Below are 23,388 nucleotides of genomic sequence, written 5' to 3' on the forward strand. Positions count from 1 at the left end.
CCTCAGCGACCGTTCGCGCGCAAGATCGCAACCGCGCCAACCGTTTTGTAGCCGCGCCATTCCAGCATTGCCGCCGCCGAGTAGCTACTGAAGTCGACCGCCCAACCACCGTCGTCGTGCTGCGCATGCTCCAACCGATCGAGATCCGCTGTTATCGCGTGAGAGTCGAGCAGATCGCGAATGGGCCGTCCGGGCTCGGGCGCATAGTCGAGCAGATGTAGCCTCTCCCCCTCGGTCCCACCAAGGACAGGGAGCGACCCATCACGGGGGACGAATCGTCCTAGCCGAGAAAGTAATTCACGCGCCTCCGGCTGGGTATCGGATGCGATGTCCAGAAGCTGGAGCGCGAAGGACAGGACGTACGCGAACGGCGCCTCGTCGATCCGGCGGATCGCGTCGAAGCAATACCGCGTCGCGGCGGACAGCCACGGGTGCCGAACGATCTCAGCGTCCCAGCGCGCGGCGCGATACGCCTGAGTGGCCACCGCCGCCGTGATCTGCAACGAAGATTCCTCCGGATTCGCCTGGGCGAAGAAGGGTGCACAGACTGCCGGATCGGCGACCGGAAGTGCGAAGGGCAGCCCGCCATCGGGCAACGTCACCGAGTCCAGCCAGCCGAGAAGCACTGTCGTATGCCGCGCCCTCACCGGCCCGGCATCGGCGAGCGCTTCGAACGCGTGCTGGGCGCATGCCGGCTGACTCTCCGGTGCGCGCAGATCGGGTTCTAGCCCCCACCCATAACCACCATCCGGATTCCGGTACGCCGCAAGCGCGTCCACGGTCGCCTCACGGGCGGAATCGGTAGCGGTGGTGATGGCCTCGAAGCGACGCACGTCGAGGATGCGCGCATGGGCGGCCATGAACTCTCGTGCGCGGTTCAGATTGATGCTCACGAGGTCACCCTGCCATCGACGGACCGTATTGGTCTTGGACGAATCGGCCAGCGTCAGAGCAGCGTGGTCGGCGTAGTGCCGGTCAGTCGATTGGTCTCGCGGTTGAAGTGCGCCTGATCGGCGAAACCCGCCGTGGCCGCGGCCTCGCCGAGCGGTGCACCGGCTCGCGCCAAATGAAGCGCATGGTGGAAACGGTGAATCTGCACGAGCGTCTTGGGTCCGTAGCCGAAGAGCCGGTTACTCAGGCGGCGCAGCGACCGCTCCGACAGGTTGTGCTGCCTGGCGGTCGACCGCACGCTCAACCCCGCACGAGCGGCCCGGTCGAGCGAGGCCGCCATCCGCAGGCTGGTGTGATCCGGCTCCGCGCGCGTCCACAGATCGAGAAAAACTCGTTCAAGTGAGGCGGCAACATCACCTTCTGGCACCCAATCAGATTGTGGTGTAACGAGTTCTGACAGGTCGACGCGCCGGTCAGTGAGCTCGTCTGCAGGCACACCAAAGAGGGCGTACGCGAGGCCGGGTGCCAATTGCAGTCCCCAGGTCACCTGATCCGTGTGGGCCTGGACGTTGTACATCCGAGTGTCGGGCCCGGCCACGACGAGCCGACCCTGAAACCACATCAGGTCCATCACACCATCGGGGACAATATGGTGTTCCGGACCGTCCGCGGTGGCGCGCCAGAGCGTCGCGCCGGTTCTGACGCCACGGCACGTCGCATACGTCCCCACGCTTCAGACGGTACTCGCCCGCCGCTTCACCGAGCGCAGGATGTAATTGGTCGCCAGCACATGTCCGCGGGTGCCAATGACCAAGGCACGGTAAATCCTGCCGCGCAGCCCGGGAAAGTCTGCATAGGTCTGCGCACGCAGTTGCGTACCACCGTCCCGGGTTTCGCCAAGCTCGAAAACCAGCTCGTAACGCGAAAAACGGTGCTGCCCCGCCAAGCTCAAGCGCTGTTCGGGCTCGATGCCGTCGACGGCGAACCCGGCGCGAGGCCGGGTGCCCAACAACGGGCCGATCGGGTTGCGCTCGGCAGACCGCAACATGGCGTCGACATTGTGCTGCAGGCTCTCCCACACCTGGTGCCGCGGCGCGTCTATCCGGATCGTATGCTCGTCAATATAGGATGGATGTTCCATATCTACTGTCTATCAGAATTAGGATGAACATTCCAGATGGCACCGGAACGCAAACACACCAGCGATGCCATCCTCGACGCAGTGCGCGCCCTGTTACTCGGCGGTGGTCCGCGAGCCGCCACCATTGCGGCAATCGCGAGCGCTTCGGGAGCCCCGCCCGGAACGCTGAACCACCGCTTCGGCAACCGTGAGGCGATTCTGTCGGCGACATGGCTGCGCGCAGTCGAGCGCTTTCATGAGCACGCGTTCGGCGCGCTGCGCTCCACCGAAGACTCCGTTGAAGTAGCTGTGGCGCTGGCGCTTTCGGTGCCGGCTTTCGCGCGCGCCTGCCCGGACGACGCCCGGCTGCTGCTATCCCTACGCAGCACCGACGTTCTTGGCGCCGACGCTGGTTCCAGACTGGACGAGATGAACGAACCGTTGTTCAGCGCGACGCGGGATCTGACGCGGGCCGTCTATGGTCGCGCCGACGCGAGATCGCGCGACCGGCTCATGCGCGCCGTGGTGGACCTGCCCTATGCCGCAGTACGCCGCCACATGCCCACCTTGCCCGGGTGGCTCGAAGAAGACCTCGCCGCCGCGGTCCGCCATCTCTTGGCAGCACACAATGGCTGAGGCCGCGCGTCACCGGCTGGTCGCACCCGCGCTCATGCTGGTCAGCGGGACCTCGATGTATATCGGCGCCGCGGCCGGTGTCGGCCTGTTCCGCTGGCTTGACCCGGCGAGCGTCGCCTGGCTCCGGGTGTGCGGTGCGGCGCTGGTGTTCCTGGCCATCGCTCGTCCGCAGGCCGCCGCCTGGCGGGGGGATCGACTGTTGTGGGCGAGCGCCTTTGGTGTGGTCACCGCGCTGATGAACATGTCGTTCTATCTGGCCATCGACCGGCTGCCGCTCGGTACCGCGGTGGCGATCGAGTTCCTGGGGCCCATCGGCGTTGCCGCGATCGGCTCGCGCTCTGCCCGAGACGGCTTCTCGGTGCTGGCCGCGCTCGTCGGGGTGGTTCTGATCGCCGATGTGCAGCTGGCGTCCGAACCCGCCGGGATGGCCTTCGCGCTGCTTGCCGCACTGTTCTGGGCCGGATACATCGTCCTCGGAAAGCGCGTTGCGCTACAGGGCAATCCGGCCGACTCACTGGCGGTCGGATTCACCGTTGCCACAATCGCGACCGCTCCGGTCTTGGGCCTGGGAATCGCCGGAGCTCATGACGATGTACCCGTCGTGCACGTCCTCGTCTTGGGACTGCTGATGGGCGTGCTCTCCAACGTCATCCCGTACGGGCTCGACCAGGTAATACTGCGACAGGCGGGGCGGAGCTACTTCGCGGTGCTTTTGGCGCTCCTTCCGCTCACCGCGTCCGCTATCGGTGTATTCGTGTTACACCAGATCCCCACCACGCCGGAGCTCTTCGGCATCCTCGCGATTGTGGTGGCGGTGGCCTCACGCCGGGACTCCCCACCGAGTGTGAGCGCTACTGCGTGATTTACACCGGGTGTGCACAGCACTGCTGACACTCGGCGAAGGCACGCCGTAACCCCGTTGCCAGGACGTGCACAGTCGGTGCCCGTACACTCCGCGATCAACTGGATAGTGACGGACTCGGAGGGCATGATTGATGGAGACGGCGACCGACTGGGGAACGGAAACATGGCGATCGCTGGTCTGGGTCAGCTGGGTGTGGCCGCTGACGGTGGTGTGCTTCGTGTTGATTGCGCTCGCTCTTGTCACCTTCACGCAGTGGGGTCAGCAGTTTTGGCGTATCACGGGCAGCTACTTCACCAGCCGTGAGGGGCGTCCCGGTTTGGTCCTCCTCGCCCTTCTGCTGCTCTCGGTGGTGTCCGGGGTACGGCTAGCCGTGGTTTTCTCGTACTACTACAACGACCTGTCCTCGTCGATCCAGGCGATCTCCGGAGCGCTGGCCCGCGACGGGCAAGGAATGCCCGAGGCGAAAGCCGCCTTCTGGCATGCCATCTTGATGTTCATCGTCCTCGCGACCATCCACGTAGCGCGGGTGATGGTCGATATATTCATCCTGCAGGCCTTCATCATCCGGTGGCGCGTCTGGCTCACCAAAAGAGTGACATCCGACTGGTTACAGGGCCGGGCGTTCTACCGGTCGCGGTTCATCGACAGCACCATCGACAACCCTGATCAGCGAATCCAGGCCGATATCAACAACTTCGTGGCGATGTCTACGGCGCCAGAGTCGCTACAGAGTTCGTCCACCCATCTCGCTTTTGGTGCGGTGAATTCGGTGATCTCGCTGGTGTCGTTCACCATCATCCTGTGGCAACTGTCCGGACCGCAGACCTACTTCGGCGTCAACGTCCCGCACGCGATGGTGTTTCTGGCATTCCTGTACGTCATCATCGCGACATATGTGGCATTCCGGATCGGGCGCCCACTGATCCGGCTGTACTTCCTGAACGAACGCCTCAACGCTATGTTCCGTTATGCCCTTGTCCGCCTTCGGGATACTGCGGAGAGCGTTGCCTTCTATCGCGGCGAGCGAGCTGAGTCCAAGCAGCTCCAGACTCGATTCGACGGCATCATCACCAACTTCTGGCATCTTGTCGGCCGGACCATCAGCTTCACCGGATGGAACCTGAGCGTCAGCCAGGCGTCTGCGGTCTTCGCCTATGTCATCCAAGGGCCGCGCCTTATGGCCGGTGAAATCAGTTACGGCGCGCTCAGCCAGTCCGCCAATGCGTTCGGACAGGTCAACGACAACCTCTCGTTCTTCCGCAATGCGTACGACACCTTCGCCGCGTATCGCGCGACCGTCATGCGTCTCGACGGACTGCTGCAGGCTAATGGACAATCCCGCGAGCTCCCGTCGCTCGACCCCGGTAGCCAGGACGAAGGGGTCACGCTGGAGAACGTATACGTCCGTAAACCCAATGGCGACAGGCTTATCGACGATGTCAACCTCGAGCTGAACGCGGGCGATGCCCTTGTCATCAAGGGCGCCTCGGGTGGCGGCAAGACCACGCTGCTGCGCTCCCTGGCACAGCTGTGGCCGTACGCGGACGGTCATTGGAGCCGGCCCGGCGGCGAGCACGAGACCATGTTCATCTCGCAGCTGCCGTACATCCCGCTGGGCAATCTGCGCGACGCGTTGACCTACCCCGCCGAGTCGGGGACCTTCGCCGACGAGGAACTCCGGCAGACCCTAGAGAAGGTCTCCCTGGCACACCTCGTGGACCGTCTCGACGAGGAATCCGACTGGATCAAGGTGCTGTCCCCCGGCGAGCAGCAGCGCGTCGCCTTCGCGCGCATCGTGCTCATCAAGCCCAAGGTGGTCTTCATGGACGAGTCGACGTCGGCGCTCGACGAGGGCCTGGAGTTCGCGCTGTACCGCCTGATCCGCACGGAGGTGCCCGAGTGCACCGTGGTCAGCGTCAGTCACCGCAGCACGGTCGACCAGCATCACACGCAGAAACTGGAGCTGATCGGCGACGGGCAGTGGTCGCTGTCACCGATCTGAGCTGCCCCAGCTGAGGACGGCGGGTAGTCTGAGATCGGTAGCTTCGTTAACTATCTCAAAAGGACGCATATATGGTCACCGTCTCCGCCTACGCCGCCACGTCCGGCAAGGCACCACTGGTCCCCACCACTATCGAGCGTCGTGAAGTCGGCCCGCACGATGTCTTCATCGACATCAAGTTCGCCGGTATCTGTCACTCCGATATCCACACTGTTCGCGACGAGTGGGGACGCGCCAAGTACCCGATCGTCCCCGGTCACGAGATCGCCGGCGTAGTCAGCGCGGTCGGTTCGGAAGTCACCAAGTTCAAGCCGGGCGATCATGCCGGTGTCGGCTGCATGGTCGAGTCCTGCCGCGAGTGTCCCCAGTGCATCGCCGGCTTGCAGCAATACTGCAGCCGGGGCGGCATGGTCGGCACGTACGGTGCCAAGGACCGCGACGGCACTCAGACACAGGGCGGATACAGCCAGGCCGTCGTCGTCAACGAGGACTTCGTGCTGCGCATCCCCGACAGCCTGCCGCTGGACACGGCCGCGCCACTGCTGTGCGCGGGTATCACCACCTACTCACCGCTGCGGCACTGGGGTGCCGGTCCGGGCAAGCGTGTTGCCGTCATCGGACTCGGCGGACTTGGGCACATGGCCGTCAAGCTGGGCGCTGCGATGGGCGCCGAGATCACGGTGCTGAGCCAGTCACTGAAGAAGCTGGAAGACGGACTGAGCCTGGGTGCCAGCCACTACTACGCCACGTCCGACCCGGACACCTTCAAGAACCTGCGTTATGGCTTCGATCTCATCCTCAACACCGTCTCCGCCAATCTCGATATGGGCCAGTACCTTGGTCTGCTCAATGTGGACGGGACGTTGGTCGAGCTCGGTGCACCGGAGAACCCCATCGAAGTTCCGGCCTTCCCGCTGCTCTTCGGGCGCCGGAACCTGTCCGGTTCAGGTATCGGCGGGATTCCGGAAACCCAAGAGATGCTTGACTTCTGCGCCGAGCACAACATCGGCTCAGAGATCGAGGTCATCGATGCCAGCTACATCAACGAGGCGTACGAGCGCGTGATCGCCAGCGATGTGCGGTACCGCTTCGTCATCGACACCGCCACGCTCTAAGTTTCATCCCGAGTACAACCGGTGACTGATGTCGTCGGGGTGCCGATGCTGAGGGGATGACCCGCGTCATCCGTTTCAACGCGTTCGATATGAATTGCGTTGCACACCAATCCCCCGGCCTGTGGCGGCACCCCGACGACCAGTCCTGGCGGTACAAGGATCTGTCCTACTGGACGAACCTGGCCACACTGCTCGAACGCGGTCGCTTCGATGGGCTGTTCATCGCCGATGTGCTTGGCACCTATGACATCTACGGCGCCAGCGACGAGGCCGCCATCCGCCAGGCCGCACAGATCCCGGTCGCCGATCCCCTGCTGCTGGTCTCGGCAATGGCATTGGTCACCGAGCACCTCGGCTTCGGGGTCACCACCGGTACCGGATTCGAACATCCATATCCGTTCGCGCGCAGGCTATCCACCCTTGATCACCTCACCGGCGGGCGAGTCGGCTGGAATGTCGTCACCGGGTATCTTCCTGCCGCGGCACGCAACATGGGCCAAACCGATCAGCCCGCGCACGACGCCCGCTATGACCACGCCGATGAGTACCTTGAGGTGCTCTACAAGCTATGGGAAGGCTCCTGGGAGGACGGCGCTGTCGTCCGCGATGCCGCGCGTGGCGTCTTCACCGATCCCGACAAGGTGCACCACATCGGCCATGAGGGAACGCATTTCACCGTTCCCGGCGTGCATCTGGTGGAACCGTCGCCACAACGGACGCCGGTGATCTACCAGGCGGGTTCCTCACCGCGCGGGGTGCGCTTCGCCGCCGAGAATGCCGAGGCGGTGTTCACCGCCGCACCCACCAAGGAGCTGTTACGCCAGACGGTCACCACCATCCGCCGCGAGCTGGAACTTGCCGGGCGAGATCCCTACTCCGCCAAGATCTTCAACCTCACGACCGTCGTCACCGGCGAGAACTCCGAAGCGGCGCATGCCAAGCACGCCGAGCTGCTGAGCTATGGCAGCGCGGAAGGCGCATTGGTGTTCATGTCCGGCTGGATGGGCATCGATTTGGCCCGCTACGGCCTGGATGAGCCGATCGGGAACGTGGACTCCAACGCGATTCTGTCAGCGGTCGCGGCGTTTCAGGCCGCCACCGCCGATGGTCGGGAGTGGAAAGTGCGCGATATCGCCGAGTGGGGTGAGATCGGCGGCATGGGGCCGCGTGTCGTCGGCTCCGGCACCGAGGTGGCCGACACCCTGCAGGAGTGGGTGGAGGAAACCGATGTCGACGGCTTCAATCTGGCCTACGCGATCACACCCGGCACCTTCGAGGACTTCATCGAATACGTCGTCCCGGTGTTGACAGAGCGCGGCGCCTATCAAAATGCCTACACCCCAGGGACATTGCGCCATAAGCTGCTGGGAAACGGCGACCGCCTGCCCGAAGAGCATCGGGGCGCCAAGTACCGGATCGGTGGACCGCTGTCGACGATCATCGATCGGCCATCCACCGTGCCGTCATCCTCGGGATCCACCGCGCCGGCACCCACCCCCGGGCGGTAGTTCCGCCGCGGCGGAACCGGGCGTTCTAGTTAGGCGTTGAGCGCCGTGGCATCCACACCGGCAAGCGGCCAGCCGCCAGCGGCCAGGCGTGAGGCCACACGTGAAATGTCTTGAGCGGTCGGCTCATCCTTCGTCACATCCGCGATGAACTGCTCGATCTCGCTCTGGCTCACCACGCCGTCTACCAGAGCGGAAGACGCGGGATCGGTCAGCTTGGCGACCACTTCCTGGACCTGCTCCTCGGTCAGCGTGCGGCGCAGCAGCGCCAATAGCGGGAACCGGTCCGTCGGGGGGACACCCTCGGGGTATCCCGCGGACAGCCAAGAAACGATCGAACCGATAATCGATGTGCTCGTCACCCGTTCAGTCTCCCTGCAGCGTGTTCCCAGCGCGAGACAGGGGGTACACAGTTCACCGGGCGTTCATTTGTATCCGGCGAACAGACACTTGGTGCACGCGCCACCTGTGATTTGTGTGCACTAAGCGTCTGCTCGCCGGATAGATAACAGGAGCTAGAAGTCCCAGTCGTCGTCTTCGGTGTTCACGGCCTTGCCGATGACGTACGAAGAGCCCGATCCGGAGAAGAAGTCGTGGTTCTCGTCGGCGTTCGGTGACAGCGCCGACAGGATCGCCGGGTTCACGTCGGTCTCGTCCCGCGGGAACATGGCCTCGTAGCCGAGGTTCATCAGGGCCTTGTTGGCGTTGTACCGCAGGAACTTCTTGACGTCCTCGGTGAGCCCCACCTCGTCATAGAGGTCCTGGGTGTACTCAACCTCATTGTCGTACAACTCAAATAGCAGCTCGTAGGTGTAGTCCTTGAGCTCGGCGCGCTTGGTCTCGTCGACGCGCTCCAGACCGCGCTGGAACTTGTAACCGATGTAGTACCCGTGCACGGCCTCGTCACGAATGATGAGCCGGATCATGTCGGCGGTGTTGGTGAGCTTGGCACGGCTCGACCAGTACATCGGAAGGTAGAAGCCCGAGTAGAACAGGAAGCTCTCCAGCAAGGTCGAGGCAACCTTGCGCTTGAGCGGCTCGTCACCCCGGTAGTACTCCATGACGATCTCGGCCTTGCGTTGCAGGTTCGGGTTCTCCTCCGACCAGCGGAACGCGTCGTCGATGTCGCGTGTGGAGCACAGCGTCGAGAAGATCGAGCTGTAGCTCTTGGCGTGCACCGATTCCATGAACGCGATGTTGGTGTACACCGCCTCCTCGTGCGGAGTGATCGCATCGGGGATCAGACTGACCGCACCGACAGTGCCCTGAATGGTGTCAAGCAGCGTCAGGCCCGTGAAAACCCGCATGGTCAACTGTTTTTCGTGATCGGTGAGGGTGTTCCACGACGGGATGTCATTGGACACCGGCACCTTTTCAGGCAGCCAGAAGTTACCGGTGAGCCGGTCCCAGACCTCGGCATCCTTCTCATCGGGAACCCGGTTCCAGTTGATCGCCGAGACACGGCTGACCAGCTTTAGTTTTTCACTCACGAGACCACTCCTGGAGAACGTCAAACAGATTCGCGGGATTCGCTGACTGTGTCACAGACACTACCCCTGGGGTGCGACAACGTGGCGCAACACAACGTGTTGTGGTTAAGCGTGTCGAGCTCATTCGCGAGAATCCCTAGTGACACAAACTTGACACGTGTAAAGTCCGTGGTCATGGGCTCATCCAGGGACAACATCAACGGGAAAACTATCGCCATCACCGGTGCCGCACGCGGTATCGGCTACGCCACCGCCACCGCACTTCTGCGTCGGGGTGCACGGGTGGTGATCGGCGACCGTGATGTCGAGGCGCTCGGCGCTGCGGTCGAGGGACTCAAGGAAGAAGGAAACGTCGACGCCCACCCGGTCGACGTCACCGACCCCGCATCGTTCAAGCGATTCCTGGAGGCTGCCAGCGCCGGCGGGCCCGTCGACGTGCTCATCAACAACGCGGGCGTCATGCCGATCGGACCCTTCCTATCCACCAGCGACCGTGCAATCAGGTCGATGTTGGAGGTCAACCTGTACGGCGTCATCAACGGCTGTCGGCTGGCGCTGCCCGAGATGGTGGCCCGCCGCAGTGGCCAGGTCGTCAACATCGCCTCGGTAGCAGGGCTCATGGCGGCCCCCGGCATGGCCGTCTACAACGCGTCCAAGTTCGGCGTGGTGGGCCTGTCCCGAGCACTGAGCGACGAATTCGCGCCGCAAGGGGTACAGGTCAGCGCGGTGCTGCCAACCTTCACCAATACCGAGCTGATCGCGGGCACCGACTCCACCGGCGCCCAGAAACCCGTCGAACCCGAAGATATCGCAGCAGCGGTGGTGCGGATCATCGAGAAGCCGCGGGTGCAGGTCACCGTCCCGAAGCCGCTCGGTGCGGTGACCACGATCGTCAACTCACTGCCCACCAAGGTCCGCCGATTCATGAGCAAGAAGACCGGTACCGACCGCGTGTTCCTCGAAGTCGACACCAGCGCACGCAGCGCATACGAGAACCGGGCCGGATCGAGCCTCGGCGTCACGAAGCCCGAGGGCGAATAGACGTGCTATCCGCCCTTACTATTTAATACGTGACAGAGAACCATTACGACATTGCTGTAGTCGGCGGGGGCCCGGCCGGGTCAGCCGCGGCCTGGCAGGCCGCCCGCACGGGTGCCCGCGTGGTTCTCGTCGACAAGGCTGAATTCCCGCGGGACAAGCCGTGCGGTGACGGGCTCACCGCACGCGCCGTGAGTTACCTGCAGAAGATGGGCCTGGCCAATGAGGTCGCACAGTTCCATCGCGTCGACGGGGTGCGCGTCGACAGCGGCACCGTCTGGGAACTGACGTTCCCCCGTCGGCCCGGGATGCCCAGCCACGGGCATGTGGTGCGACGGCCCGAGCTGGACACCCTGCTGCTCAAGCATGCCGAATCGGCAGGTGTCGAGGTGCGTCAGTCCACCGAGGCGGTTGGTCCGATCGGCGACGGCGATCGCGTAAAGGGTGTTGAGATCAAGACCGCCAACGGATCCCGGGACACCATCTCGGCCGACGCGGTGATAGTCGCCGACGGCGCCTACTCCCCCTTCAAACGAGCGATGAACATCGACTCGGAGGTCAAGGGGTACACCGCGATTGCGATCCGGGCCGAGATGGCGGCCAACCGAGAAGACTCGAACATGCTCGACATCGACCTGCGGCTGTTTCACAAGCAGGACGCGCTGCCCGGTTACGGCTGGGTATTCCCGCTCGGTGGCGGGCGGATCAACGTCGGTATCGGATACGTGAACAGCTACCGGAAATGGCAGGACGTCAACGCCGCCGATGTACTCGACGCGTACATGAAAAAGCTTCCGGCGCAATGGGAATTGCCCGATGTCGCGGAGCTTCGCAAAAACAAGGGTGTACGCGCATGGCGGCTGCCGATGGGCTTCGTGTCCTGGCCGCCGTGGCGTCCCGGTGTGCTGTTCGTTGGTGACGCGCTGGGCGCGGGCAAGCCGGTGAGCGGTGCCGGGATCTCCAAGGCGCTCGAATCCGGTTTGACGGCAGGCGAATGCGCCGTCGCGGCGTTGCAGAACGATGGCCCCGGCGACTTCACCAACTTCGAGCAGCGCATGTACGACGCGTGGGGTCGCGAGTACCGCCGCGGCCGGATCATGCATAAGGCGTTGGGTAATCCCTGGCTGTGCGATAAGGGCATCAAGCTGATGGACAACTCGACATTCCGCGAAAACCTGCTCAAGGTCTTGTACAAGCAGGCGCAGGGTCCGGGCCACAAGACGTCGAACTGATTCCGCCGTGTGGTCGATCCGGCGACGGGAGATGGTGCTCGCCACCGGGCTGTCAACGGTCGCGGGGTTTCTCGACGCGATCGGATTTGTACATCTGGGCGGATACTTCCTGTCGTTCATGAGCGGTAACACGACCAGGATGGCCGCGTCGACGGCGAGTCAGCAGTGGGAATCTGCTTACAAGGCAGCCGGTTTGATCGGCATGTTCTTTATAGGGGTGATGATCGGCGCAATCGCGTCACGGGTCAGCGGCGAATACGAGCGAATCGCCGTGCTGGCGGTTGCCTCGATAACGGTGGCCGCGGCGGCGATTACACAGGAATTGGGTGCGGGTATCGCGGCGCTGCTCATCACGGCGCTAGCGATGGGCGCCATGAACTCAGTCTTCCAGCGCTCCGGCGAGGTTCAGGTTGGCCTCACCTACATCACCGGAACGGTGGTCAAGGCCGGACAGCGACTCGTCGATGCGTTCTTCGGCGGACCCCGGTGGGTGTGGCTGCGCTACATCACGCTGTGGGCGGGCCTGACGATTGGCGCCGTGTTGGGCGCCGCGACGTACCACCGCATCGGACTCGACGCGCTGTGGGTCGGGTTGACGCTCCTGGCCATCGCCACGGTTGCCACCTGGCTGGTGCGCCGTTCAAGCCCTGCGTCAGATCCGGACTAGGTCCAGCACCTGCTCCACGCGGGCGACATCTCCGTCGACCGCCAAGCGTGACAACGGAACCCGGTGCCACAGCGCAAGCAGCAGATCGGACGTGGATGCCGTGATCGTGGCGTCCGGTACGGCGTCTTCGTCCACGATGCCAATGGCATCGGCGTCCACGCGCAGCAGCCAGGAACCATCGGCGTCGCTGGCGGTCAGGAGGATTCGCGCTCCTCGAAGGTCTTCCGGAGTCCCGCCGTCACGCCCGATACGCCTGGGCGTGAACAGCTCCGACCACTCGCCGATGCCGTCGGCCGCCAGGGCTGGGTCGATGGGTTCGGCGTCCCATCCGCGATAAGCGTGCTCGATGTCCCAGCGGTGTACCGCCACCTCGTTTGCCTGCCGGCGATACCAGAATCGCACCGGCCGCTCACCGAATGGCGACTTCGTCGGCGCATCAAGGTCTTTCGATGTCAGAGCGGCGACGAGATTGTCTGCGCGGTCGGAGTACCAACCGATGACGGGCTCCCCTGCCGGGGCGTCCGGGTCGACATCTGTGTACGGAATCTTTTGCCCGACAACGACACCCACTGCCCAACGATGCACTCCCCCGAGATGGGCGACCACATCGCGTGCCGTCCAGCCCGGACAGGACGGTGCGTCACGCTCCAGGTACTCGGGCGGGGTCGCAGCTACGGCCGCCATCCCTTTGCGCAGTGCTTCCAGCCACTGATCAGGCGTCACCGGGCCATTACAGCATGCGGCAACGCGGCCATCGACTGAAGGCCATCGGCTCACCAGGCACAAACTTCGCCAATGACAGACAATAGCCACGTGAAGCCAGTCTCTTTGATTCGCTGCAGCTGCTGTGGGTATCTGATCGAATGGGAGAATCGGATCGACATCGGGTTTCAGCTCCCAGACCCCGCGAGAGACCTTCCGCAGGACACGATTCACCGGCCCGCCAAGGCGTTCGTCAAGGCTTCCGGTATCGGACGATTTCTCCGATGCCTTCTCAACGTGACCCTCAGCGGTGACGTTGAGCTTGCGCTCGGCGTGTGGATTCAGATCAGTAGCCCCGACTACAAGCACTGTCGACGCATCTGGGAGGAGGACGAATACGCGAGCCTCACGGTGCACGGCACCCTAGCCAATGGCATCGAACCCTGGGCCGCGGCGTTCGGCGCCAATGTCACCGCAGTTGTACAGGACCCCGATCATCTGCCCGTCATCGTTGACTCGTCGGATCCACTCGTCATCCAAATGCTGTCCGAGGCCTGGGACCGCGATGAAGTGTTGGGACATTTCGCCTTCGCACTGCCGATTCCGGTCCGGGAGAGCCTTTCTCGCGGTTGGGGCATCGAGCGCAGCGCTGGCCTTGCGTGGACGACCGAGGACCGCACGTTGGTGTTCACCGGGCCTGGCCGATCGGTCTCGGTCGACGTGTTCGGCGATCGCGATGACCGGCCACAAGACCAGTTCTTAAGGGAACTCCTCGCATTCGCGCCGGGTGTGCCGCCCGACCACGAGTACACCGACCACACGGACGGGGTTCTACGACATGCCTTCTGGCGAGTTGTAGACGCGGACGGTCAACCCGAGCACCAGTTCTACGGACAGATCGTCGCAAACGGGAGCGCGGTGTGGCTAGTCTGTGTGTACGACGATCCCACCGACCACGACTGGGCGTGGCACGTGTTTCGGTCTGTCTCTCCGGGCGGCAACTAGCTCACACCGTGCCCGCCGACAAGTAGGGCACATGCCGGACCCCGCCTGCACCGAAAGAGCCGGCACCAGAGCCAGAGCCCTAGGCAGGCGCGTTCGCGGTATTAGATGGCCGCCGCGGAGTGAGACAGCTTGCGTGTGTGTCTCGCGCACCGATAGTGTCGTCGATATGGAACGTTTAATCCATATCGACGGACTCACGCTGGCATCATCATGATCCCCGGGCAGTTCTGGGGTGTGACACCGGATGAGGTGGCGGCCGCATTACCTTGCGACGCCGAGTTTTCCGGCAAGGTAGTGGTGTGCGATCGCGCTATCGACGTCGACGCGCCCCCGCACGTCGTCTTCCCATGGTTGTGCCAACTGCGTGCCGCTCCGTACAGCTATGACCTTCTCGATAACGTCGGCCGCCGCAGTCCCCGCACGCGCGATGTGAAGCTGGTGGAACTTGCGCTTGGCCAGCGTTTCATGTTCGCGTTCCGGCTCATCGGGTTCGAACCCGACAAGCACATCACGCTCCGAACATTCGCCGCGGCGGTTACCTACTCCATCAAGCCTGCCGGTGCTGGCACGCGCATGCATGTACGCGTTCGCTTCGCCGGCCGACCAATATTCCTGAGCCCCTTGGTGTTGGGTGACATGGTCATGATGCGAAAGCAGCTGTTGACCTTGAAGGAACTCGCCGAAGCAGAGAGTGCCGAGGTCCCCTGATCCACGTGCTGGATGGTTGAGTCAGCGTCGACCGCGGTCGACCCGGCCCGGCTTGCGGGCAACCTTGCCCGCAGCGGCCCGGGCGGCCTGCTTCGCGAGAGTCTTCTCCCTCGCGGTGCGTTTCGGTACCGGCTCAGCCTGCCCCCGCGACGAGCCGGGTTTGCGGCCCCGCACAATGCCGATGAACTCCTCGACCAGTGGCGGCGGCGCCCCTTCCGGGAAGGCGAGTGCCACGGGGCAGGTAGGCGCGTCGGTGATCGGGCGGTACGTGAGGTCTTTGCGGTGATACAGCCGTGCCAATGACTGCGGAACGATGAGCACGCCGATCCCTGCGGCGACGAGTTCTATTGCTTCCTCGGTGGTCTCGGGTCGGTGATCGACCCGGTTACCGGGCGCCGCCCAATCGAGGACGTGGTCGAGTGGGAGCAGAATCGGCTCGCCGTCAAGGTCCGTGGCGGTAATAGCGTCGAAGGCACTGAGAATGTGATCGGTCGGCACTACGGCTACCGTTGTCTCGTCGTAGAGGGGAATGACGGCCAGCCCGGAAGTGTCGGCCGGCGGCCGGAGCAACGCCATATCGACAGTCCCCGCCCTCACTGCGGCGGCCGCGTCTGCCGCGGCAACGGCACGCAACTGCAGCGGGACCTCGGGGTGACGCTCCGCCCAGATCTGAGCCCACTTTGCGGGCGTCCCGCCGGGGACGTACCCGAGGGTGAGGGAGCGCGAAGTCACCGCTTCAGCCTACCGATAGGCTGGTCCTATGAGCAGGCCGAACGCGCAGTCCATGAAACCCGCTACGGCGGCGAAGAAGCTGGACGTGTACTTGCAAGCGACGCCCGCGGAGTTCCAGGACAACCCGATCACCCGCACCGAGCTCGCCGCCCTGCAGGCGGACCCACCGCAATGGCTCAAGGACCTCCGCAAGAGCGGCCCGCATCCGAAGAACCTCGTGGCAGCCAAGCTGGGCGTCTCGATCGCCGGTCTCGCGCGGGGCGGCGTTGAAGGTCCGCTTACCACCGAGCAGATCGATCAGTTGCTCGAGGAGAAGCCGCAGTGGCTGGTCGCGGAACGCGAGAGCTATCAGATGGTGCTGAGCGAGCAGCGACGCGTCAAAGCGCTGCAGGCCGAACGGGCTCCTCGCGAGAACTGATCGGCAGCACCGGCAAGATAGACCGCGGCGAAGTTGCTGCCGAACCCCTCCGCGACTACTGACTTAGCCCACGCGGGGGAACAGCTTGCGAAATGCGCTCTTTCGCCTGACTTTCACAGGCTCGTCAGCAGGGGAACCCCGGAGAGCGGAAGGTGGCTCTTTTCAACTTTGACGGTTCGCTCTTTAATGCATTTCACGATCTTCTTGCTCATACGCACGACCTCCTTTGCGATGATCTTCGACAGGTATCCAATGCCTTCTGATACTGCGAAACCCGCGAGAAAACCCATGGGACCAACTGTCATGAACACTGCGGCCGCCATCATCAGCCTGAGAATGCCACCCCCCAAGGACGCCAACCGTAATCGGCGTTTCAGCAATTCAGTTTCACATGCAGCGTCACTCCTACAGCATGCAGGAGACGCAGCCCTCGACCTCGGTGCCTTCCAGCGCCATCTGCCGTAGCCGGATGTAGTACAGCGTCTTGATTCCCTTGCGCCAGGCATAGATCTGCGCCTTGTTGACATCGCGTGTGGAGGCGGTGTCCTTGAAGAACAGCGTCAGCGACAACCCCTGATCCACGTGCTGAGTGGCCGCGGCATAGGTGTCGATGATCTTCTCGTAACCGATCTCGTACGCGTCCTGGTAGTACTCCAGGTTGTCGTTCGTCAGGTACGGCGCCGGGTAGTACGCACGGCCGATCTTGCCTTCCTTGCGGATCTCGATCTTCGAGGCCACCGGGTGAATCGATGACGTCGAGTGGTTGATGTACGAGATCGAGCCGGTCGGCGGCACCGCCTGCAGGTTCTGGTTGTAGATGCCGTGCTGCTGCACAGATTCCTTCAGCCGTACCCAATCGTCTTGTGTCGGAATGCCAATCCCGGCGTCGGCGAAGAGCTGGCGGACCTTCTCGGTCGCCGGTTCCCACACCTGCTCGGTGTACTTGTCGAAGAACTCGCCGCTGGCGTACTTCGACCTCTCGAAGCCACCGAAGCTCTTACCCCGCTCGACGGCAATCTGATTCGACGCCTTCAGCGCGTGGTACAGCACGGTGTAGAAGTAGATGTTCGTGAAATCCACACCCTCTTCGGAACCGTAGAAGATCCGCTCCCGCGCCAGGTAGCCGTGCAGGTTCATCTGCCCCAGGCCGATGGCGTGAGAATCGTTGTTGCCCTGCTCGATCGAGGGCACCGACCAGATGTGGGTCTGATCGGACACGGCGGTGAGCGCGCGGATCGACACCTCGATGGTCTGCGCGAAGTCCGGCGAGTCCATCGTCCTGGCGATGTTCAGTGAGCCCAGGTTGCACGAAATGTCCTTGCCCACCTTGGCATAGGACAGGTCGTCGTTGAACAACGACGGCGTCGACACCTGCAGGATCTCCGAGCACAGGTTCGAGTGGGTGATCTTGCCCTCGATGGGGTTGGCCCGGTTCACGGTGTCCTCGTACATGATGTACGGGTAACCGGACTCGAACTGCAGCTCGGCGAGGGTCTGGAAGAACTCGCGCGCCTTGATCTTCGTCTTACGGATCTGGCCGTTATCGACCATCTCGTAATACTTTTCGGTGACGTTGATATCGGCGAACGGCACCCCATAGATGCGCTCGACGTCGTACGGCGAGAACAGGTACATGTCCTCGTTCTTCTTGGCCAGCTCGAAGGTGATGTCCGGGATCACCACGCCCAGCGATAGCGTCTTGATACGGATCTTCTCATCGGCGTTCTCCCGCTTGGTATCCAGGAAACGGAAGATGTCCGGGTGATGCGCGTGCAGGTACACGGCCCCGGCGCCCTGACGAGCACCCAGCTGGTTGGCGTAAGAGAACGAGTCTTCCAGCAGCTTCATGATCGGGATGACACCCGAGCTCTGATTCTCGATGTTCTTGATCGGCGCGCCGTGCTCACGAATGTTGGTCAGCAGCAAGGCCACACCGCCACCGCGCTTGGACAGCTGCAGAGCCGAGTTGATGGAACGCCCGATGGACTCCATGTTGTCCTCGATGCGCAGCAGGAAGCAGGACACCGGCTCGCCGCGCTGCTTCTTGCCCGAGTTGAGGAATGTCGGGGTAGCCGGCTGGAAACGTCCGTCAATGATCTCGTCGACAAGTTTCTCGGCCAGCGTGGTGTCACCCGAGGCCAGCGTCAGCGCCACCATGACGACGCGGTCCTCGAAACGCTCCAGATAGCGTTTTCCGTCAAAGGTCTTCAGTGTGTAGGAGGTGTAGTACTTGAAGGCGCCCAGGAACGTCGGGAACCGGAACTTCTTCGCGAACGCCCGGTCTAGCAGCGACTTGACGAAGTTGCGCGAGTACTGATCGAGTACCTCGCGCTCGTAGTACTCCTTCTCGATCAGGTAGTCGAGCTTCTCGTCCTGATTATGGAAGAAGACCGTGTTCTGGTTGACGTGCTGCAGGAAGTACTGCCGCGCCGCCGCGGCGTCCATATCGAACTGGATCTTGCCCTCGGCGTCATACAGATTGAGCATCGCGTTAAGGGCGTGATAGTCCAGCTCGCCGTGAGCCGAGCCGTGCGCAGAGGTCACAGGTTCTGCAGTTGTCGCGGTTGGCGCCACGGTGTGTCCTTCCAAAATTCGTCGAGTCCGGTGAGCACCTGCTGCACGTCTTCCGTGGTGCCCATGAGTTCAAATCGGTACAGATATGGCACGTCGCATTTGGCCGAGATGACCTTGCCCGCGTAGCAGTACTCCGCGCCGAAATTGGTGTTCCCGGCCGCGATGACCCCTCGGATCAGAGACCGGTTGTGTTCGTTGTTGAGAAATCTGACGACTTGCTTGGGGATGTATCCCCCGGCCTGAGCGGGCACCGGATGCCCGCCGCCGTAGGTCGGCACAATCAGGACATAGGGGTCGTCAACCTGGATGTCACCGCGCAGGGGGATCCGGGTGGCGGGAACACCCAGCTTCTGGACGAAGCGGTGGGTGTTCTCCGACACGCTGGAGAAATAGACCAAATGGCTCATGCCAGGATCCCGCCGAAATATACGTACTAGGCAGAGACGGCTACGCCGGCACCGACGAGTGCCTTGATGCGGTCCGGACGGAAGCCCGACCAGTGATCGTCACCGGCCACGACCACGGGCGCCTGTAGGTAGCCGAGCGCCATCACGTAATCGCGCGCCTCGGGAACCTCGGTGATGTCCACGACGTCGTACTCGACGCCCTGCTTGTCGAGGGCCTTGTACGTCGCGTTGCACTGAACGCAGGCAGGCTTGGTGTAGACGGTGATGCTCATGCGCGCTCCTCAGCGAATCGAACGTAGATATCTCAACAAAGTTTTCAGCAGTCCAGCGCCCGGGAAAATTCCTTGCCGCCCGTGGTGGCTGAGCGCCTGGATCTGCCTGAAGATCTAGCGATAATCCGGGCCGGGCGGCTCGAGATCATTCCCGGCCTTTCGGTGTTCCAGACACTACACCTAGTGTCCGACAATCGGAACCTATACAAGATGTTCTGAACAACATTCATGAAATTCCCTGGTAGTGAGACATCGCACGGTCGAAATTTGGGCGTGTCGCAACTACGGCGTGTCCAGGCGTTAGGCAGTGGCTGGAACATATGGTGTGTCTACCACCGGGCACCGACACCGGCTAGCAGATCACCCACCACCGGGCAAACGTTATTGCCCGGCGAGTCTGTGGAAACTGTGGAGTTCTGTGGATGAAATTGGGGACAGATCCGGATCTAGCGGAAGAGCCCCACGTTGTCGGCCACCCACTGCGCGAATGTGGTACCCGGGTACCCGGTCAGATCGGACACCAAGGTGTTCGCCGGCTGTTCGAAATCGGGATCGGTCAGAGTGTCGACGTACCACTGGGCCCGATCCCCCATCGTCGGCCTCAGCTCGCGCACCGCCTCTTCCGGCGAGCTGATCGCGTATCGCACATCAATACCGGCCACCTCGGCGATGGTCTGCACCAACTGCTGCCGGGTCACCGCCTCCGGACCGGTAATCGGGTACTTCTTACCCAGGTGCTCAGCTCCGGCACGAAGAACCGCCGCAGCCACGCGTGCGATATCATCCATCGCAATCGGCGATTGAGCCACCTGTCGCTCCGGTTCGTGGACGGCTCCGGTGCGCTTGATCTGTTCGGCCCACATCACGTAGTTCTCCATGAACTCCCCCGGGCCAAGCTGCGTCCACCCGATGCCGCTGCCTTCGACGGCCGTGGCCTGTTCAGCCCACCACGAGGCATCCCCGGCCAGCGCCACCACATGCATCACCCCGGCCGCGCGCGCCAACTCAAGCACCGCCGCGGCAGTAGACGGCAGCGGTGCCAAGTACATCCGCTCAACGCCATCGAACACGCCCGCAAGGCTCTGCAGCTCGCCGAGATATCCGAGAACAGGCGTCACCCCATCCGGCAGCGCCGCCTTCTCCGGCGAGGTGGTCAATGCTCGAATATCGCTGACGCCCAGGTCAACTAGATGATCAACGACCTTCCGGCCGATGTTTCCGGTGGCGCCGGTGACGAGAACGGTCATGCCCGGCAAGCTACCGGGCATGACCGACAGTCTCGCGCTCGTGCACCCTAAGCTGCCACGCATGGAACCGAGCCGGATCGCCCCTCGATGACGTCATCCCCCGCGGAGCCGCAGCAGCACGTGACGGGCGGAGGCGTCAGCCCCCGCAGAGTGTTCATGGCCAGCGCGGTCGGGTCGGCCATCGAGTTCTACGACTTCTATATCTACGGCACGGCGGCCGCACTCGTCTTCCCCGCCGTCTTTTTCCCGAATCTCAGCCATTCTTTGGCGCTCTTCGCCTCCATAGCCACCTTCAGCACCGCTTTTCTGGCACGGCCCGTTGGCGCCGCTCTGTTCGGCCACTACGGGGACCGCTTCAGCCGCAAGGGAACCTTGGTGGTCACCCTCATCACCATGGGGCTCGCCACCATGGCGGTCGGCATGGTTCCCGGCGCCGCCTCGATCGGGGCGGCCGCACCGACAGCCATTGTCTTGCTGCGACTCGTGCAAGGCATTGCGGTCGGCGGCGAATGGAGCGGGGCGGCACTGCTCTCCTCCGAGTACTCGCCAAGCAGCGTGCGAGGTCGTGCCGCGACCGCCGTGCCGATCGGAAGCTCAACCGGGCTACTGCTCAGCAGCCTGGTCTTCCTCATCGTCAGCATCACGGTCGGAGAAGACAGTCCGGCATTCCTGTCGTGGGGATGGCGAGTGCCCTTCATCGCCAGCGGGCTCCTGGTGGCGGTCGGTCTGTACATCCGGCTCCATATCGCCGAGACGCCAGAGTTCGCCCAGGCGAAAGCTCAGGACAAGCTGGTGAAATCGCCTCTGCGGCATGTGATGACGGAGAGCCCCCGCACCCTGGTACTGACCTGCGGGACGATGCTGATCATCTTCACGCTGTCCTTCATGACCAATACCTACTTCCCCGGCTTCGCGAGATCGGAGTTGCACTTCTCCCGCGCGGCCATACTCACCGCCGGCGTGCTCGGGGCCGTGGTTCTCATGGTGTCCGCCGCTGTGGGCGGAATCCTCAGCGACCGACTGGGCCGGCGCCGGGTGATCTTGACCAGCATGGCGCTCATACTCCCGTGGACGCTACTGGTCACTCCCTTGTTGGCCAGCGGTCCATTCTGGGCCTATCTGGCTGCCATGGTGCTCACCTATGTGCTGTTCGGGCTCGCCTTCGGACCGATGGCGAGCTTCCTTCCAGAGTCCTATCCCGTGGGCACCCGCTACAGCGGCACCGGCGTGGCGTTCAACGTGGCCGGGGTGTTCGGCGGCGCCATCCCGCCGTTGATCGCCGGCCCGCTACAGAGCACTCTGGGCAGCTGGGCCGTCGGACTGATGCTGCTGGTGATTTGTGCCATCAGCGTCGCCTCGGTCTCCGCCATGAAAGAAACATGGGCCGGATCAACTAGCGCGTAAAGAGAACGGTCATGCCCGGCACGGATACCGGGCATGACCGTCAATCGGCCGCGACAAATCAGCTGTCAGAATCGGCTGTCAGCGCATCCAACGCCTTGGTCAGCTCGGCAACCGTCTCGGCGTGCTCACGCGGGTGCTTGCCATCAAAGGCCGAGGAGGCCACCGCCAGCTTGACGTCCTCGAGGACGTTCGCGGTCGCAATCCCGGCCGCCTTGCGGGTCTCGTCGATCGCCCAGATGCCGCCGTAGCGGCCCGCCGAGGTCCCGATCACGATGGTCGGCTTGCCCTTGAAGACGCTAGAACCGAAGGGGCGCGACAACCAGTCGATCGCATTCTTCAGCGAGCTCGAGATAGTGCCGTTGTTCTCGGGGCTGACCAACAGCACCGCGTCGGCGCCAGCGACAGCCACCCGCAGGGCCTCGGCGGCCGCAGGTGCACCACCATCACCGTCGATGTCCTCGTTGTAATGCGGAAGATCGCTCAGCCCCTCGTAAATGCTCACACTCACACCGGCCGGCGCGTTCTCGGCGGCAGCCTCTGCGAGCTGCCGATTGAGCGATGCCTTGCGGAGGCTTCCGACGATTGCCAGCACGTTCTTATCTGCCATGGTTGCTCACCCTTCCATCAGCGAGGCGCGATGTCGCACCCCTATCGAGGCCCTTTGTCACGTTATACAATACGGACCGTAGTCCGTTTATTTCACCGGCGCTAGAATCGAGGTGTTATGCCTGGTCAAGAAATACCCCTGCTTTCTGTCGACCTTGCGCAGAATCCTGCCCGGGAACGTGCCGTCGCCACCCGCAACCGCGTGCGCCTTCTCGAGGCGGCACGCCAGATCCTCGACGACGTCGGTCCGGACCACATGTCGATGGATGCCGTCGCCAACGCTGCGGGCGTGGGCAAAGGAACACTCTTCCGCCGCTTCGGCAGCCGCACCGGACTGCTGCTGGCGCTACTCGACCATGAAGAGCACATCGAACAGCAGGCATTCATGTTCGGGCCACCGCCCCTGGGCCCCGATGCGCCTCCGCTGACCCGGCTCATCGCGTTCGGACGAGCTCGGCTCGCCTTCCTGGAACGGCACCTCGAGCTGGCGCGCGCCACCACCGCCGACACCGATGCCTGGTACAACGCACCGCCGACGATCCTCGTCCGCACACACGTCCGGGCGCTGCTGTCCCAGCTCGAATGCACCGGAGACCTCGACGCGCAGACCCACGCCCTGATGTCGATAATCGATCCCGGATACGTGCACTTCGCCACCCACGCCAAAGGTCACTCGTTGACTCAGCTCGGCGATGCGTGGGAGGACCTGGTGTGCAAGCTGTGCACGCGCTGACCGGGCGTTCTACAGTCGG

26 protein-coding genes are annotated in these 23,388 nt (G+C 63.3%); 13 read left to right on the forward strand and 13 right to left on the reverse strand.

From position 1 onward, the window contains the following. Positions 1–2: 2 nt before the first annotated feature. From AB0H22_RS00810 to AB0H22_RS00820, 3 genes are read right to left on the reverse strand one after another with little or no spacing between them, the layout of a single operon-like run. A complete protein-coding gene (locus tag AB0H22_RS00810) occupies positions 3–893 on the reverse strand; it encodes a hypothetical protein (RefSeq protein WP_358144145.1) in 891 nt (296 codons plus the stop codon). 53 nt (positions 894–946) lie between these two features. Next, a complete protein-coding gene (locus tag AB0H22_RS00815) occupies positions 947–1,621 on the reverse strand; it encodes a helix-turn-helix domain-containing protein (protein WP_358144148.1) in 675 nt (224 codons plus the stop codon). 3 nt (positions 1,622–1,624) lie between these two features. After that, complete coding sequence (locus tag AB0H22_RS00820; protein WP_358144150.1) at positions 1,625–2,032, reverse strand: hypothetical protein; 408 nt, start codon at positions 2,030–2,032, stop codon at positions 1,625–1,627. 36 nt (positions 2,033–2,068) lie between these two features. Here AB0H22_RS00820 and AB0H22_RS00825 point away from each other — a divergent pair, with 36 nt between their 5' ends. From AB0H22_RS00825 to AB0H22_RS00845, 5 genes are all read left to right on the forward strand, one after another. Then, positions 2,069–2,647, forward strand: coding sequence for a TetR/AcrR family transcriptional regulator (locus tag AB0H22_RS00825; protein ID WP_358144153.1), 579 nt, complete (start codon positions 2,069–2,071; stop codon positions 2,645–2,647). Further along, positions 2,640–3,509 carry an EamA family transporter gene (locus tag AB0H22_RS00830; protein WP_358144155.1) on the forward strand — a complete coding sequence of 290 codons (870 nt, stop codon included), beginning with the start codon at positions 2,640–2,642 and terminating at the stop codon, positions 3,507–3,509. The genes AB0H22_RS00825 and AB0H22_RS00830 overlap by 8 nt, the downstream gene beginning before the upstream one ends. Before the next feature lie 133 nt (positions 3,510–3,642). Further along, positions 3,643–5,514, forward strand: coding sequence for an ABC transporter ATP-binding protein/permease (locus AB0H22_RS00835; RefSeq protein WP_358144158.1), 1,872 nt, complete (start codon positions 3,643–3,645; stop codon positions 5,512–5,514). A gap of 71 nt (positions 5,515–5,585) precedes the next feature. Beyond that, entirely contained in the window at positions 5,586–6,629 is a 1,044-nt protein-coding gene (locus AB0H22_RS00840) for an NAD(P)-dependent alcohol dehydrogenase (RefSeq protein WP_358144160.1), read from the forward strand. 56 nt (positions 6,630–6,685) lie between these two features. Next, on the forward strand, positions 6,686–8,137 hold the full coding sequence (locus AB0H22_RS00845) for an LLM class flavin-dependent oxidoreductase (protein ID WP_358144163.1): 1,452 nt from the start codon (positions 6,686–6,688) through the stop codon (positions 8,135–8,137). A gap of 29 nt (positions 8,138–8,166) precedes the next feature. Here AB0H22_RS00845 and AB0H22_RS00850 read toward each other — a convergent pair whose 3' ends face one another. Continuing rightward, complete coding sequence (locus AB0H22_RS00850) at positions 8,167–8,496, reverse strand: DUF3349 domain-containing protein (protein ID WP_180748284.1); 330 nt, start codon at positions 8,494–8,496, stop codon at positions 8,167–8,169. A 153-nt stretch (positions 8,497–8,649) separates the two neighbouring features. Continuing rightward, a complete protein-coding gene (nrdF, locus tag AB0H22_RS00855) occupies positions 8,650–9,624 on the reverse strand; it encodes a class 1b ribonucleoside-diphosphate reductase subunit beta (RefSeq protein WP_180748285.1) in 975 nt (324 codons plus the stop codon). Positions 9,625–9,798: 174 nt separating this feature from the next. Here nrdF and AB0H22_RS00860 point away from each other — a divergent pair, with 174 nt between their 5' ends. The 3 genes from AB0H22_RS00860 to AB0H22_RS00870 are packed head-to-tail and all read left to right on the forward strand — an operon-like array spanning position 9,799 to position 12,561. Then, positions 9,799–10,665 carry an SDR family oxidoreductase gene (locus tag AB0H22_RS00860; protein WP_358144165.1) on the forward strand — a complete coding sequence of 289 codons (867 nt, stop codon included), beginning with the start codon at positions 9,799–9,801 and terminating at the stop codon, positions 10,663–10,665. 29 nt (positions 10,666–10,694) lie between these two features. Next, positions 10,695–11,894, forward strand: a complete 1,200-nt coding sequence (locus tag AB0H22_RS00865) for a geranylgeranyl reductase family protein (protein ID WP_180748287.1) — start codon at positions 10,695–10,697, stop codon at positions 11,892–11,894. 31 nt (positions 11,895–11,925) lie between these two features. Beyond that, positions 11,926–12,561, forward strand: a complete 636-nt coding sequence (locus AB0H22_RS00870; protein ID WP_358145972.1) for a YoaK family protein — start codon at positions 11,926–11,928, stop codon at positions 12,559–12,561. On the opposite strand, the gene AB0H22_RS00875 is transcribed toward AB0H22_RS00870, so the two are convergent. Then, entirely contained in the window at positions 12,547–13,284 is a 738-nt protein-coding gene (locus AB0H22_RS00875) for a maleylpyruvate isomerase family mycothiol-dependent enzyme (RefSeq protein ID WP_358144168.1), read from the reverse strand. The two genes, AB0H22_RS00870 and AB0H22_RS00875, sit on opposite strands and share 15 nt — an antisense overlap. Positions 13,285–13,374: 90 nt before the next feature. On the opposite strand from AB0H22_RS00875, the gene AB0H22_RS00880 reads away from it, so the two are divergent. Beyond that, on the forward strand, positions 13,375–14,268 hold the full coding sequence (locus AB0H22_RS00880) for a DUF2199 domain-containing protein (protein WP_358144170.1): 894 nt from the start codon (positions 13,375–13,377) through the stop codon (positions 14,266–14,268). A gap of 210 nt (positions 14,269–14,478) precedes the next feature. After that, positions 14,479–14,976 carry a hypothetical protein gene (locus tag AB0H22_RS00885; RefSeq protein ID WP_358144172.1) on the forward strand — a complete coding sequence of 166 codons (498 nt, stop codon included), beginning with the start codon at positions 14,479–14,481 and terminating at the stop codon, positions 14,974–14,976. 21 nt (positions 14,977–14,997) lie between these two features. Here the strand turns inward: AB0H22_RS00885 and AB0H22_RS00890 are convergent, their stop codons facing one another. Continuing rightward, positions 14,998–15,708, reverse strand: coding sequence for a LysR family substrate-binding domain-containing protein (locus AB0H22_RS00890; protein ID WP_358144175.1), 711 nt, complete (start codon positions 15,706–15,708; stop codon positions 14,998–15,000). A gap of 28 nt (positions 15,709–15,736) precedes the next feature. On the opposite strand from AB0H22_RS00890, the gene AB0H22_RS00895 reads away from it, so the two are divergent. Beyond that, entirely contained in the window at positions 15,737–16,126 is a 390-nt protein-coding gene (locus AB0H22_RS00895) for a DUF5997 family protein (RefSeq protein WP_358144177.1), read from the forward strand. Between the two features lie 113 nt (positions 16,127–16,239). Here AB0H22_RS00895 and AB0H22_RS00900 read toward each other — a convergent pair whose 3' ends face one another. From AB0H22_RS00900 to AB0H22_RS00920, 5 genes are all read right to left on the reverse strand, one after another. Beyond that, entirely contained in the window at positions 16,240–16,452 is a 213-nt protein-coding gene (locus AB0H22_RS00900) for a hypothetical protein (RefSeq protein WP_358144180.1), read from the reverse strand. Between the two features lie 79 nt (positions 16,453–16,531). Next, entirely contained in the window at positions 16,532–18,613 is a 2,082-nt protein-coding gene (nrdE, locus tag AB0H22_RS00905; protein WP_358145974.1) for a class 1b ribonucleoside-diphosphate reductase subunit alpha, read from the reverse strand. Positions 18,614–18,666: 53 nt separating this feature from the next. Further along, positions 18,667–19,107 (reverse strand): class Ib ribonucleoside-diphosphate reductase assembly flavoprotein NrdI, encoded by a 441-nt coding sequence (gene nrdI, locus AB0H22_RS00910; protein WP_180748293.1) that lies wholly within the window; start codon positions 19,105–19,107, stop codon positions 18,667–18,669. Between the two features lie 26 nt (positions 19,108–19,133). Then, a complete protein-coding gene (locus AB0H22_RS00915) occupies positions 19,134–19,379 on the reverse strand; it encodes a redoxin NrdH (RefSeq protein WP_180748294.1) in 246 nt (81 codons plus the stop codon). Between the two features lie 446 nt (positions 19,380–19,825). Further along, complete coding sequence (locus AB0H22_RS00920) at positions 19,826–20,626, reverse strand: NAD(P)H-binding protein (protein WP_358144184.1); 801 nt, start codon at positions 20,624–20,626, stop codon at positions 19,826–19,828. An 87-nt stretch (positions 20,627–20,713) separates the two neighbouring features. Between AB0H22_RS00920 and AB0H22_RS00925 the strand changes: the two genes are divergently transcribed. Next, on the forward strand, positions 20,714–22,030 hold the full coding sequence (locus tag AB0H22_RS00925) for an MFS transporter (RefSeq protein WP_180748300.1): 1,317 nt from the start codon (positions 20,714–20,716) through the stop codon (positions 22,028–22,030). A 58-nt stretch (positions 22,031–22,088) separates the two neighbouring features. Here the strand turns inward: AB0H22_RS00925 and AB0H22_RS00930 are convergent, their stop codons facing one another. Further along, positions 22,089–22,622 (reverse strand): NADPH-dependent FMN reductase, encoded by a 534-nt coding sequence (locus AB0H22_RS00930; protein ID WP_180749667.1) that lies wholly within the window; start codon positions 22,620–22,622, stop codon positions 22,089–22,091. A 132-nt stretch (positions 22,623–22,754) separates the two neighbouring features. Between AB0H22_RS00930 and AB0H22_RS00935 the strand changes: the two genes are divergently transcribed. Further along, positions 22,755–23,369, forward strand: coding sequence for a TetR/AcrR family transcriptional regulator (locus AB0H22_RS00935; protein WP_180748301.1), 615 nt, complete (start codon positions 22,755–22,757; stop codon positions 23,367–23,369). Positions 23,370–23,388 lie beyond the last annotated feature (19 nt).

The organism is Mycobacterium sp. NPDC050853 (assembly GCF_040653875.1).
GTDB lineage: Bacteria > Actinomycetota > Actinomycetes > Mycobacteriales > Mycobacteriaceae > Mycobacterium.